The organism is Alkalicoccus halolimnae (assembly GCF_008014775.2).
GTDB classification, from domain to species: Bacteria; Bacillota; Bacilli; order Bacillales; family Salisediminibacteriaceae; genus Alkalicoccus; species Alkalicoccus halolimnae.
Genome location: NZ_CP144914.1, coordinates 1,024,060 through 1,038,443, shown reverse-complemented (window position 1 = coordinate 1,038,443; position 14,384 = coordinate 1,024,060). Strand labels below are relative to the sequence as shown.

General features: G+C 44.7%; 9 protein-coding genes. 6 read left to right on the top strand and 3 right to left on the bottom strand.

The features are described 5' to 3' along the window. Window positions 1–569 precede the first annotated feature (569 nt). Entirely contained in the window at window positions 570–2,558 is a 1,989-nt protein-coding gene (locus FTX54_RS04575; RefSeq protein WP_147803238.1) for a sigma 54-interacting transcriptional regulator, read from the top strand. A gap of 657 nt (window positions 2,559–3,215) precedes the next feature. On the opposite strand, the gene FTX54_RS04570 is transcribed toward FTX54_RS04575, so the two are convergent. Continuing rightward, entirely contained in the window at window positions 3,216–4,829 is a 1,614-nt protein-coding gene (locus FTX54_RS04570; RefSeq protein WP_147803240.1) for a long-chain fatty acid--CoA ligase, read from the bottom strand. A 707-nt stretch (window positions 4,830–5,536) separates the two neighbouring features. On the opposite strand from FTX54_RS04570, the gene FTX54_RS04565 reads away from it, so the two are divergent. The 5 genes from FTX54_RS04565 (at window position 5,537) to FTX54_RS04545 (ending at window position 11,303) form a co-directional block, all read left to right on the top strand. Continuing rightward, entirely contained in the window at window positions 5,537–6,238 is a 702-nt protein-coding gene (locus tag FTX54_RS04565; RefSeq protein ID WP_147803241.1) for a YqjF family protein, read from the top strand. Window positions 6,239–6,423: 185 nt separating this feature from the next. Then, a complete protein-coding gene (locus FTX54_RS04560) occupies window positions 6,424–7,215 on the top strand; it encodes an alpha/beta fold hydrolase (protein ID WP_187254491.1) in 792 nt (263 codons plus the stop codon). Beyond that, window positions 7,202–7,900, top strand: coding sequence for a YqjF family protein (locus tag FTX54_RS04555; protein WP_147803243.1), 699 nt, complete (start codon window positions 7,202–7,204; stop codon window positions 7,898–7,900). The genes FTX54_RS04560 and FTX54_RS04555 overlap by 14 nt, the downstream gene beginning before the upstream one ends. Window positions 7,901–8,254: 354 nt before the next feature. After that, complete coding sequence (locus FTX54_RS04550) at window positions 8,255–9,463, top strand: patatin-like phospholipase family protein (protein ID WP_147803244.1); 1,209 nt, start codon at window positions 8,255–8,257, stop codon at window positions 9,461–9,463. A 595-nt stretch (window positions 9,464–10,058) separates the two neighbouring features. Next, window positions 10,059–11,303: a patatin-like phospholipase family protein gene (locus tag FTX54_RS04545; protein WP_147803245.1), complete on the top strand. Its 1,245-nt coding sequence runs from the start codon at window positions 10,059–10,061 to the stop codon at window positions 11,301–11,303. Window positions 11,304–11,433: 130 nt separating this feature from the next. On the opposite strand, the gene FTX54_RS04540 is transcribed toward FTX54_RS04545, so the two are convergent. Continuing rightward, window positions 11,434–12,078, bottom strand: a complete 645-nt coding sequence (locus FTX54_RS04540) for a hypothetical protein (RefSeq protein ID WP_147803246.1) — start codon at window positions 12,076–12,078, stop codon at window positions 11,434–11,436. Window positions 12,079–13,495: 1,417 nt separating this feature from the next. Continuing rightward, window positions 13,496–14,050, bottom strand: coding sequence for a DUF7010 family protein (locus FTX54_RS04535; protein WP_147803247.1), 555 nt, complete (start codon window positions 14,048–14,050; stop codon window positions 13,496–13,498). Between the last annotated feature and the right edge of the window lie 334 nt (window positions 14,051–14,384).

Sequence of the window (14,384 nt, the reverse complement as noted above, 5' to 3'; positions counted from 1 at the left end):
ATAAAAACTAAAAAATTTCATTCTTATCCTATGTATTTTCCATTCAACATTACCTCTGGCGGGCAGAAACACTGAACATTAACAGAAACACTCATGCAAAAAGCCTTGTACCATGAGGCATGCAAACGGCTTTCTATAGGAATGGAATCCCCCTTCTATACAGGTCGAATGAAAGATAGGCAGATGGGTGCTTCTTTATTTGAAGGCCGATCTGCTCCGTATACTTATGGGGCGCTGGAGTGGACATGAGGCGATTTTCTACTTTATTTTCAAGGTAGACTTATTTATAAAAAATTACGTACATAAGCCACTGCAAGAAAGGTATTTTCGAACATGATGAATAATTTCCACTTCAGACGGACTCTTTTCCGATGGTTTGTCGTTGATTGTGGCGTAAAAACCTTCACAAAATTGGTTCTTTAGGAGGCGCTTGATTCCTCCGAGGGAGCCGCCGACTTTCCCTGCGGTCATTTTAAATACAAACGTCAGGATAGATTTTGTTATGAACATTCATATATTTGCTTGAAAAAGCACTTATAAAATTGATTCACATATAAAGGAGCATCTTCATGCATAAACAACTTCTCCTCGTTACCGGAAATAATAATACAAAAGCGGTCCTGCACGCACAGCTGAATATGCTCTTAGGCGACACTATTTCCATCAGAAGTATTGCTGTTGATGAAAAGCAGCAGAACTTCCGGCCAGATGAATTCCAGATTATCTTATTTTCATCCCGATCTGTCAGAGAGGAATTTTTCCAGCTCTATGCTTTTCCCCTTGAGCAAACACATCTGCTAACCGGTAAAAGAACCATTAATCCGGAAGCTTTTCCACGACTGCTTGCGCTTCCAAAAAGCCGGGTGCTCGTCGTTAACGATGATGAGGAATCAGTCAATGAAACAGCGGAATCCATCTATCAGCTGGGGATCGACCATCTGGAACTTATTCCGTTTCAAACGGGCCGGCATTTTTACGACGGAGTCACCACGGCAGTAACTCCGAGTGAGAAAGATCGCTGCCCTCCTTCGATCAGCCGTATTATCGACATCGATGTCCGCCCCTTTGATATGACTACCATCATCAGAGTCGTTGATTACCTTAAGCTTGACGAAACGATCGCCTCAAAACTGTCAGAAAGGTATTTGACTAAAATGGTCAAGCTCCAGGAAAGTCTGCTTGCAAAAGAAGATCATACGCAGAAAATCAGCGATCATTATCACGAGCTGCTTAATCAAATGGACGATGCGATTCTCGCTTTCAATCATAAAGGAGTGATTACCGCCGTTAATCAGGGTATGGAAAAAATCCTTTCAAAAGCTGCGAGCATAGTGATTGGATCTTCGATTTACGAAGTGATCTCCAATAGAACCCTGCTCCAATTTATTGAAAACAAGGATACCCGGGGCTTTCTAACCATTGGAGAGCAGGAACATGTACTGTATAAAACGACCACCTCCTCTTTCAGTTCCACCGTGGTCACGGTTAAAAGTGTAGAAAAAGCTTTTGAAATTGAACAGACAGCACGCCGGGAGCACCGCCGCAAAGGCCTGGCTTCCAAATATACACTGCAAGACATTATAGGGGAACATCCACTCCTTACAGAGGCGAAAGACCGGTCTCTGAAAATGGCTGCTGCAGATTATCCGGTTTTAATTTACGGAGAAACGGGCGTCGGTAAAGAATTGTTCGCCCACGCAGTTCATCATAATTCCAAACAATGGCAGGGTCCTTTTTTTGCAGTGAACTGCAGCGCTATGTCGGAAAGCCTGCTTCACAGTGAACTGTTCGGATATGAAGAAGGTACTTTTACCGGAGCTCTGAAAGGAGGCAAACGCGGTCTTTTCGAACTTGCTTCCGGAGGAACGCTCTTTCTCGATGAAATTGGAGAACTAAGCACGGGTGTTCAGGCGCAGCTGCTCCGAGTACTTCAGGAAGGAGAAATCCGCCGCATCGGCGGAGGCAGCAATATTCCGGTTGAAAATCGGATTATTGCAGCAACCAATAAAAACCTTGAACTGGAAGTCCGGGAAGGACGTTTCCGTTCCGACCTGTTTTACAGATTAAATGTGCTTCATTTTTCTGTACCTCCGCTGCGCGAACGGAAAAGTGACCTTCCCCTTCTCTGCAAAGCTCTTCTCCGTGAGAATAGAAAACTTTCTCCTGAAGCGGAAGACATCCTGCAAAAATACGACTGGCCGGGAAATATTCGTGAGTTGAAAAGCACAATTGCCTACGCAGAAACAACCGGAGGAAACGTACTTACATCCGGCGACCTCCCGGAATTTTTCCGGAAAATGCGGCCGCGTAACGCAGCACCGCTTACTCCGGATTTATTTAAGCTGCTTGATTTATTAGCTGAAGCGGCTTCAAAGGGGGAAAGGGTCAGCTTGAAAAAACTCGCTGAAAAAGCTTCTGCAGATGGATACTCTCTTTCTATACAGCAGGTAAGGATGAGAATTCAAAAACTGGCTGAAAAAGGATTCGTGGAAAAAGGGAGCGGCCGAATGGGCTCGACCATCACCACCCAGGGCCTTTCCAGGCTTCAGGAACTTTAATATACGCTTCCTTGAAAATATAACTTATAGAAGTATTTCCTTCTGGTTTCCGTCCGCTTTCGATTCCATGGGGACGCTTTCCGGGCGGGCCGGACTCAGCTAATCCCGTTCTCCCTGCGGTCGTGCGGAGTGAGGCTCGTCCTTGATCGTCCCGGAGTCGCCCCATGTCCACTCCAGCTCCCGGTAATAATACGGAGCATGATCGGCCTTCTAATAACGAAGATCCCATTTGATCATCATTCACTCCTCCTCCAAAAAGGGAAAGCTCCATTCCTATAAACGGGTCGACGTCCCTCTTTATACCCTTTCCAAAGAGACCGAATACCGCTCGGAAGCTCTATCGTCCAGACTCGCTCAGCTGAGCTTGATCGATGCCCTCTACGTAAACGTCAGTATCGGCAGAAAGAACTCATGCAGAAATCGATCAATAAAATGCGCAAGGCTATTTCCATTAAACGAATGTAATGAAAAGGCATCCGTTTTACACCGTGTTGATTAATTGAAGGAGGAAGTATATTTATTCTATCGTAGACATTCCTTTATTCGTCAGGCTCTGAAAAGCAGAAGCAGACTAAGGAAGAGAGATACAGATACAAATGCTTTTTCACCAGCATGAAAAAACGGATGCCCGCTGCAGAAGGCATCCGTTTTTTCTGTTTACTTCGCCTGTTCGTAATGTTCCTTTACCTGGTCACGAAGGGCGCGCTTGAGGAATTTTCCGACAGACGTTTTCGGAATCTCCTCCATGAAAATTATATCGTCCGGCAGCCACCACTTGGCAAAGCTCGGGCGGAGAAAGTCAATCAGTTCCTGTTTGGAAGTGGATACAGCAGGATCTTTTAGTACCACTACTGCGACAGGACGTTCCTGCCATTCCGGATCAGGAATGGAAACAACCGACGACTCAAACACGTTTTCGTGCGCCATCAGCGCATTTTCCAGGTCTACAGACGAAATCCATTCGCCGCCGCTTTTAATCAGATCTTTCGTGCGGTCGACAATTTTAATGACTCCTTCTTCATCTACGGTACAGACATCTCCCGTATGAAGCCATCCGTCTATAAACGCATCTTCACTGCGTTCATCTTTATAATAATCATCAGCTATCCATGGACCACGCAGCAGCAGCTCTCCCATTTCTTCGCCATCCCAGGCAATTTCCCCATCTCCTCCAACGACTTTCATTTCCAGTCCAGGAATAAGAAGTCCCTGTTTGGAGCGAATGTCCAGCTTTTCTTCTTTGGAAAGATTCTCCTGATAACTCTTTAAGCGGGAGACCGTGGCAAGCGGGCTTGTTTCTGTCATCCCGTACGCATGCAGAAAAGGTACGTTGTATTTTTCTTCAAATGTTTTAATCATACCTGCTGGAGCAGCTGAGCCCCCGCAGATCACTGCGCGCAGGGAATCTGTCTGGTAACTGTTTTCTTCCAGCTCTTTTAAAAGAGCCAGCCAGATAGTCGGCACGCCGGCCGTAACCGTCACTTTCTCTTTTTCAATCATCCCGGCAAGTACCTCAGGGGTAAAGCGTGGACCAGGAAGCACCTGCGTTGATCCCATCCATGTAGAGGCATAAGGAATCCCCCATGCATTCACGTGGAACATCGGGACTACCGGCATTATGCTGTCCGATTCAGACAGTGCGGCAGAGTCGGCCAAAGATAGACTCATGCTGTGCAGAACCGTCGACCGGTGTGTATAAACAACCCCTTTAGGATTTCCTGTAGTTGCCGACGTAAAGCACATCCCCGCAGGTTCTGTTTCATCAATATCTTTTGGGAATTCAAACTTTTCGTCTCCGCTCTTTATCCACTCTTCGTAAGAGAAAACGCTTTCAATTTTAGTGTCAGGAAGTTCATTATCAGTCATGACGATAACAGCCTTGACGGTTTTCAATTGATCGTAGACAGCTTCCACAAGCGGGAATACGTCTTCGTCCACAAACAGCAGTTCATCTTCTGCATGGTTGATAATATAAATAACGTGTTCCGGGGACAGACGGATATTTATTGTATGAACGACCGAACCGATTCCCGGTACAGCAAAATACAGCTCCAGATGCCGGTGGTGATTCCATGCGAGAGTTCCGACTTTCGCTCCCCGCTGCAGCCCATACTGCTCGAGACGGCTGGCCAGTTGTCTCGTCCGTTTCCCTACTTCTTTATACGTGAACCTTTGAGTACCAGAAGAAGTTCGGGAAACGACTTCTTTTTTTGGAAAAAACCGCTCCGCCCGTTCGAGCATGGAGGAAATTAATAAATCACCCTTCATCATATGCAGACACCCCTTAAATAAATTTTCTTTCCACCCTCCAAATTACCATAATTAAACCATTATTCCTACTATTAAAGTTTGAAAATTCGCATAAAGAAAGTTTGCTGAAAAAAGAAGAACGGGTTTACTAATTGCGTTACTTGCACCTTTTAAACAGGACTGCCATGAAAATAAAGTAGAAAATCGGTGAACGTGCACTTTCATTTCCATAAAGATGTTTTACGGGCAGGCTTGGAAGCGGAATTGCCTATGTGAATCAACAACGAGTTTTAACTGCACTAAACAACAAGCAGGGTTCCCAGTAACCACCCCGTTTCTGACAATGCTTATGTTTCGCGGTGGAGAAGCAGGGAGACTTCCTCACAAACCGCCGGAACGCGGCTCCCAGATAAAGGAGCGGCGTCTCAAGATCCAATTCCGAAAATTTATTAATGTAATTCCGCTGAAGACAGACCCTTGGGAAAGTGTCCGTCTGCAGCGGAAGTCAAGTTTCCTATTCTTTCTTTTCAGGATGAACTTTCGTTATGAAACTGGATTTCTTTCAGCTCATTTTCATGAAAGGATTTAAACCGGAAAGCTCATCCCGGAAGGAATCGGGAGGTTTTGAATCGGCTGCAATGGGGCAGTTATATCCGTACAGGCAATTATAAATGGAGGTTCTTCCTTCTATTAAATACTGAAAAAGATACGGAAAGGGGCCATAAAATATGTCAAACAAATCCTCAAAGTGGCTGGCGCACCAAAAATGGGAGAATGTCCTGTTTATGCACTGGCCTGTAAGCCCGGAAGAATTAAGACCCCACGTCCCTGAAGAACTGGAAATTGATACATTTGACGGAAAAGCATGGATCTCTTTACTCGTTTACCTGAGCAGGGACAGCAGTGCTAAAAGGCTGGGCCAGACCTTTACTGCCAAACCCTTTACACAGATCAATGTACGTACCTATGTGAAATACAGTGATGATGCTGGAGTTTACTTTTTTTCCGTGGACGCTGATCATTTTACAGCAGTTAAAGCAGCTAAAAAATTCGTCCACCTTCCCTACTATTATGCGGAGATTGATTATAAAGTAGAAGGGGAAACTGTCAATGTTTCCAGTGAAAGAGCGGAAAAGCAGGAAGCTCCGCTGCAGTTTTCCGGCAGATATACACCAGTCTCTCCCGCACAGCGCCCTCCTTCCAATTCTTTGTCCTACTGGCTGACTGCCAGGAATGGGCTCTGGAAAGTCCGCAGTAAAAAAGTTTACTGTGCTTCCATTGAATTTGTGCCTTGGGAGCTGCAGGAAGCAGATGTGCATATCGATACTAATCAGCTCCTCGATTATCTCCCGGTCAACGTAGATGATGATGCTCTTGTTCATTACGCTGGAGCTACAAACGTGTATTTTTACCCTTTCGAAAAAATGTAGCTGATTTAATGAAAACAGGCTGTCTAAATTGAGACAGTCTTTTTCTTTACGGCTTCCTGTCGTCATTTTCTCTTTGCTTTCCCACTTTTTACAAAGTTTCAGGCAGCTAAAGCTGTAATTTTCCGTTCCCTAACATCGGTCTGCCACGTGAACAGAACCTCATTTCCAAAGAAAGGAGCTTTCCTGTGCCTTATTTTACCTCAAAGGGGTTTTCGCTCTATTACGAAACAATTGGAGAAGGTCCGCCGCTTGTTTTCCTCCCCCCTCCCGCTCTGGGCGTCTCCGCCTTTATACAACAGAAAGAAAGCCTGAAAAAAGATTTTCAGGTTATCACATTCGATCCGCTCGGCACCGGCCGGAGCAGCAGCGGGGCTGAGAAGAATTATTCGATTGAAGAATGGACGGACGATCTTCTGGCTCTTGCCGATCATCTTAAACTCGATAAAATTATTCCATGCGGGTACTCCCTTGGTGGTTTGCCGGCTCAGCTGTTTGCGCTGAATTATCCCCAACGAACAAAAGCTCTCATATTGACTTGCACTTTCCCTGAAGTGAGTACCAAACTTCTTGCAGGAAAAATAAAGTCCGGAGAATGGACAATGTTTGAAGACCTCCGAGGACTGCTTTCCCGGGTTTTGGCCATAACGCACACAAAACGTAAAGATAATCAGAAAGCCCTGCAAAAGTCGATCTACTCTTCCAGCTCTGAGATTGTTAAAAATATGTACCGCAGCGGCAGGCGGTTTTCTGTAACTGGAAGACTTCCGGAAATCACCTGTCCAGTCACTTACATTTACGGCAAATTTGACCCACTCGTGCGCCCCTACGTAAAGTTTTACAGAATGCTTGTTCCGGACCTTCAAATCGTAAAAATTGCCGGAGGTCTCCATCAGCTGCCGACGCGCAATACCGATGAATTAAATGCGATAATCAGAAGTCATTATCGGGAAAGGAGCGCTGGGAATGATCAAAAATAAATACTGGCTTGCCCGGCAGACGTGGGAGGATCTTCTGTTTCTTCACTGGACTGTTGATCCGGAAATCTTAAAACCATTCATTCCCGCCCCACTTGAACTGGATACGTTTGATGGTAAGGCCTGGGTCGGCGTTGTTTCTTATTCCGCTACGCATAACGAAGCACGGAAAATGAGAAGCATTTTTTCCATGAAACCGTTTCTTGAACTTAATGTACGCACCTACGTTACTTACAAGGGAGATTCAGGGGTCTTTTTCATAACGCTCGATGCCGATTCTCTTCTTGCGGTACGCGGAGCTCGTCTTATAGCAGGACTCCCCTACTTTTATGCCGACATGACGCTCAACAAAAACGACCGTATTTTATACAAAAGCATGCGCACTCATAAAAACGAGCCCCGTGCCGGATTTCAATGCGCCTACGAACCAGTTTCAAAACCTTTCTTTTCCGAGCCCGGTACGCTTGAATATTTTTTGACAGAGAGGTACAGCCTCTGGAAATCCAGGAACGGAAAAGCGATAAAAGGACCGATCGATCACGAACCGTGGGATCTGCAGTCAGCATCAGCAGAAATTTATAAAAACGAACTGCTCGACTTTTTACCGGCTGATTCACTCGGCGAAGGCCCCATAGCTCACTACTGCAGGGAAAAAACAGTTTTTTTCTTTCGGTTTGAACGCCCATGACAGCTTTGGTGATTCATCCATGACCCACATCGAAGACCGTTGTCACAATAAATCCAATAATTAACGCCGGGACGGCTGAATCCTTATTCCTTTTTTCTCAGGATCCAGAGACAACTCCTTCTTCCGCAACACATAAAGCAGACGGCAGTAAATGCGTAATTATCACCACAGCCAGCACACCGGGCGACCGCAGCTGCCCTTCCTCCTCCTGACAAAAAGGCGGGAGGCAGTGCCGGTGAAAATTTCTCTGCCACTTTAATTTGCTCTTCTTCTCCGATAAAGTAAAGGTAACAAAAAGATACAGCCGATTAAAAAATATATATTCCTTTATTTTACATAAAACGGGAGGCCGTTATGAACGAATTTAAACTTTCTCTTTCCGGTGGAGGGTTCCGGGCTGCCTTTTTTAGTCTGGGTGCTTACCGCCGCCTCATAGAACTCGACTTTCATAACAACGTAAATTTAATTAGTTCCGTTTCCGGCAGCAGCATCACAGCTGGAATCATTATGAAAGAACTCGCCAAAAAAGATTTCAGTGACGTGGATGATTTCGACAGGCGGGTAACAACCCCTATGTACGAACTCGGCAGAAGAAATTTTCGCAGAGCCCTCCTTCAGAGAGCTTTTCTTCCCCGCCTGAGCAATCTTCGTCCAGAAACACTGCTTGCCCGTTTCAGCCGCCTCTTTCCGGTAATGCTCGATAAATGGTTTTTTGACAACAAGCGTATGACCGAGCTTCCGACCAGGCCGGAATGGGTATGCAATACGACGAACCTGAACACACTCGGACGGTTCCGTTTCAGCCGTAATTCCATGTTCGGTGATAAGCTCGGTTATTCTTTCGATATGAACGAAATAAAAATATCCAAAGCCGTTGCGTCTTCTGCCGCGTTTCCGCTTCTTTTTGATCCAATAAAAATCGATGTCCGGCACGTATCCTTTGACGATGCTGTCGAGAACTACCGCACTTTATACCTCACTGACGGTGCCGTTTACGATAACCTCGGATCTGAAAGACTGCTCCAGGGAGAGCTCCCCTACATCATCATGGATGCCTCCGCAGAAACAACACCCTGGCCCGGTAAATACAGGCCGCATTTTTTCAGTAAAAGCTGGCGCATCTTTACAGTCAGTATTGATCAGGTTGCCAAACTCCGATCCCGAATCATTTCCCGTCATTGGAACTCCCGGGGGATTCAGCTTATGAATGCAGAGACAACCGCAGAGATTATTGCTTCCCAGCAGCATTACCGCCGATCGATAACTGAGGAAGGTGCCGGGGAAATTGAGCTTCCGGAATACGACACAGCACACGAAGAAATCGAGCAGCTGCTGGCAGGTCTGCGTACGGATTTCAACACTTTTCATGACGAAGAAATGGATCTTCTCATGTGGGCAGGTGCTGTCCGGATCGATATCGGAGTAAAGATTCTTTTTCCGAATTCTCTTCCGTTCCACCTTTGGAAAGAAGTGCCCTCCATGCCTGAAATCGATTTAGAGAAAGCCAGAGCTGTTCTTCGGGCCGGCCAAAAACGCCGAATCATCGGCGGATTCTTCCAGTGAAAGAAGATGATTCCCGATGATTGATGTATGGGAAGTAGTTTTTGCAGGGGGGGCCGGTTTCTGCAGAAAAAGTTTTTATGGGCGGTTTCATTATTCAAAAAGGTGGAATAAAGATAATAACGACCAGTCATTCAGCTTATCCCCCTGGACAGTGAATCAGTTTTATTAAAGGCTTTGTTAAAGCTTTGTGTTGTTTTTTGGAGTGCCTGCAGCTCTTTTTTCTTCGCTTGCCGCGGAGAAAGCCTTCAGCTCTCCCTCCCTTGCGTCCGGGAGGATCTTCCCGCTTTCTTTTTCCGCAGGCGTCTTGAAAAATCACCTTGGCACTGGCTTCTACCCTGGTACATTTTTGATTCAACCAGTGGGCTTTCTGTATTAGAAAATGAAAACGAAGCGGAAACCGGCGGACGCCTGTGGAAGAAGGAGATTGGAAGATCCCGCAGGGCGTAAGCCTGAGGAAGCTGGAGATCTCCTCCACGGCAAGCCTGCCGGGCTGCAGCGAAGTTTTCTTATATATATCAACAACAGCTTTAACACAGCTTAATTGAAAAGTGTCAGCTGTCATTCCTCGTAAATTAAAAGAAGGGAAGAGATTCCAATGACGGAATTTAAGCTGTCTTTTTCGGGTGGGGGACTCAGAGCCACGTTTTTTTGTCTCGGTGCGTACCGCAGGCTTGTAGAATTGGGAATTGACGATAAAGTAAAGCTGATCAGTTCAGTTTCAGGAGGGAGTATAACTGCCGGAGTCATCATGCAGGCCCTGATCGATGGACCGTTTGAGGATACCAATGATTTTGACCGGAGAGTAACAACCGTATTGAAACGTTTCGGCCGCGAAAATTTTCGTGCTTCTCTATTAAGACGTTCCATTCGTTTCAACATTCGTCCGGAGCTTCCCCGTACCCGCTTCAGCCGCATGTTTCCTGAACTTCTTAATGACTATTTATTTAATGGCCTGATGCTCGAAGATCTTCCGGAAAAACCACTTTGGATCTGTAACGCGACAAACCTGCAGACACTAAAACGCTTTTCATTCAGCCGGACACAGATGTGTGACGAAAGACTGGGAAAGTGCCGGAACATTAACGGCATTTCCACCGCAGAAGCCGTTGCGGCCTCCAGTGCTTTCCCAATGATGTTTGAACCGGTAAAGCTGGACGTAAAGAAAAGAGAGTTTGATGGCATAGAAGATCAGTATGCCACGCTTCATCTCACCGATGGCGGCGTCTATGACAATCTTGGCTCAGAAGAAATGCTCGAACGTTCTGCGCCTTACATCATCCTCGATGCCTCTGCCCGGTATAAACCGTGGGAAACAAGTTTTAAACCTTCTTATGCAGGCCGCCAGTCGCGGATAATGAATGTCAGTCTTGATCAGGTAGCAGAACTTCGCAAAAAACTGATTCGTAAAGATCACTCCAGGGGCGTCCAGCTCATAAACGTGGAAACGATCAATGAAAACGCCGCCTTTCAAATGAATTACTGGAATTCGCGCGGCCCGGCAATTAACATTCCAGCCTACCCTTCTCTCTATGCCGATATGGAAAGGATGCTGGCGAGTCTGCGGACTGACCTCGACCAATTTCATGATATTGAGATGGCCATGCTGATGTGGGCAGGCGCTATGAGACTCGACCTCGGTGTTAAAGTCCTTTTCAGCGAAGAAGAAATGCCGCTGCTGAAGCCGCGGAAAAACGTTCCTCTCCTCGCTGATTATACAGTCGAAAGTATAAGTAAAATTAAACGCGTCTTACAGAAAGGACAGCGGCGTAAAATTCTGCGCGGCTTCTTTCCGGACGATACTAATAAAAAAAGAACGAAAGTATTAAAAAAGCCATCCTGAATATTAAAAGGCCCGCCCGGCTGCTTCGCTCCGGGCGGTTACTTAGTGATTAAAACTATAAGAATAGCTGTTAAGCAGCAGATTATTTTGCAGCTCCAAATTCCCAGTCTTACATAAGCTTTTTCTTTTTTTAGCGGATGTTCACATACTTGCTGTTTCCTTCCAGGCCGAGGGAATAATCGACACTGACCATTTCAAATTTACAATCTATAGCTGAGATCGATTCCGGAGCATAGGAACTATTATTGTTGTGCAGAAAAAGAAACACATTTTTAGTAACTGGTTTCCTGTCCCCGAAGTGGGATTTTATTAAGTTCAGCGTATAGTGCAGATTTTTAGCCAGCTGACTGTTTGGATAGGCAATAGGCAGATACACCTTTCCCCGGTCATACTTGTAGGTGAAATAGCCGTTGTGATAGTTGCTGAACTGAGTCCAGTCTTTAAAGTCCGTCTGAAACCAGCTGTCTATATATTTATTAAAGATAATATGTCTTTTACAGTGAGGCTCCTTTAATTCCATAACCCCTTTTTTTATACCCGGAGAACGGTCCGACATACTCTCACCAAGATAAATAGACGATCCGCTGAGAATAATAAAATCAAACTCTCCAAACTGTGGACGGTCATCCCCCGCTCTTCTTCCAAAGTTAGGGCGGAACAAAACCTGACAGGACACGGGTTCAAAGGAGTCCCCGAGCTGATTTAATATTTCTTTCATATGGTTATTAAGCGCCCAGAACGTATAAGCATTCTCCCCGTACGATAATATATTCATAATATCCTCCTTTTTTCAAGGCTGCCTTGAAAATAAAGTATAGAAGTGGTGAACGTGCGCTTTTGTTTCCATGGGGACACTTTCCGGACGGAACGGCCTCAGCTAATTCCGTCCTGCATGCCGTCCGGACGGAGTGGGGCTCGTTCTTGATCGCCGCGGAGCCGCCCCATGTACACTCCAGCTAACGGTAAAAAGACAGAGCAGGATCTCCCTTCTAATAAAGAAGGTCCCTTTTGAACATCCTTCGTTACCCCTCTTTATAGAGGGAATTCCATTTTTACAGAAGACCATTTTCATCCAACATGGTACAGGTACCTGCATGAGTGTTTCTGTGAAAGCTCCATGTGGTTTTTGAAAAGAGGCTGCATAAGACACACACAGCTGTTAACTTAAAAAAGTTTAACATGGAGACATAGAAATGACCTTCTTACTTAAAGCTTTTCTCTTCAACAGGGTAAAAATCCTCTTAATAATCAATTAATATTTTAACTTTTCTGTAAATTTATATCTTTATTTTATTAATTGTACTCTAAGGAGAAATAACGGATAAAATTCTTCTTTTATTCTTGAACGACCCCTTAAAATATAGCAGCAATCCTGCATCCCGAGAATTCCAAAATGGATTTTTCACTGGATAAACGCTGCTCCAATTAAAAAGCGCCGTTAAAGCGTTGGTTATAAATACAGGAAACTTCCCTTCAACTCGGCAGTTTGTCGTGGAAGACGGAATTAGCAGATGTTTTCCCGTACCGAAAGCATTTTTATGAAAACGAAGGCGGACGATGATCAAGGGGAACCGAAAAAGGGGATTTCTCTTGATAAGGCACCACCAATATTTTGACACAAAGCCCACTTTAATACATTTTTCACTAAACAAAAACCGATATCCTTTACTCTAAAGGGTACCGGCTTAATCGTTGATCTATCTAATGGTCTTAAAGAATTGAATTGAGTCCTGTCATTTTTATGTCAAAAGTATACTCCCTAAGAAATTAATACGTTCCGATCTAAATGGTAAAATATGTATTTCCTTCCACTCTCGCAGTACCTCTTTTTACTTGAAACTTTTGTTTCTTCTGTGAGATAAACAGTATTCCATACAGTGATAGCACTAACGATGATATTCAATTCAATTCACTTGCACGTTGAAGCTGGTCTTGTACCGCTCTTTCCCAGAGTTCGCCTCGTTTCCAAAAAATAAGGCTTATCCTAAGGCATTCACAGCCTCCTCTTTATTTAACCTTCGTTGAATTCGAGGACGTATTGCTTCGTTAAAGGTACTCCAGCTTATTTGTTCCCATTTCGTGAACCTATGGCAATGGTTCATGAAAACTCTCCATTGCAAAATTCGGTAACCCGTTATAGCGTAAGGTAACGAATATTTAAGCGACTTGTGGAATTCGGTAAATCTTTTCCTTTAAACAATAAATATAAGACCGGTGGCGAGCATCAAAACACCTGTTACAGCGCACACCAAGCTAGCGCCACGTTTACTCATAAGTTGTCCCACAGGCTTATTTTTGTCCGTTCCATATAGAAAAGCCAGCGCAACTGCTTGCAGCACTGCCATCCCAATATATACTAATGTCTGGTAGAGCCAAGCATACGGTACAAAATGGATCGCTACTGTGAGTGCAAATATAAGCGGAATCGCCGTGAGATTACCTTTCACACTCAGTACGATCAGCAGTGGCAGCACCAACATCTGCGACATCGAAAGTAAAATTGATAGTTGTGTGATCAATTCCCCACCTGGTTGATTGGTAAGCATACCGAGACTCGCCGAGATACCAAGAGCAATCGGCAGTGCAACCATACCTTGAAATATTGTGGCGACAGCCGCAATATTCAGGCTGAATTTTCTCCATAACCAGGCACAAACCAGCCAAGTCAATCCATATGCCCCTAAAAATGGAGCGCCACTGTAATTATGAAGTGCTAGTTCTGTCAATGTCAGGGACAATTCATCCATGCTTTCCTCCTTTTTTAATATTATTAAGACCGCTTCGATCAATTTATTCCTGCCATTCACCACACCCAATACAGGAAAATCTTGCTCTTGTTTTTAAAGATATCATGCTGTTCAGCTATTTATTCATTAGTCTCTGCTTACTCCATAATACAGTCTGTTTACAGAATATTGCCTTTTGTAAAAATTTTCTTTGGAATCATCATATCCTACGGGTTAAAACGGTGCAACTTTTTTATAAACCATTAAACTTTGTTTTAAAGCTGCACCTATTCATTTCTATATACATCTGCAACAAGAAAAATGTGAAACAAAAGCAAAGCAATAGGGTTAGGTC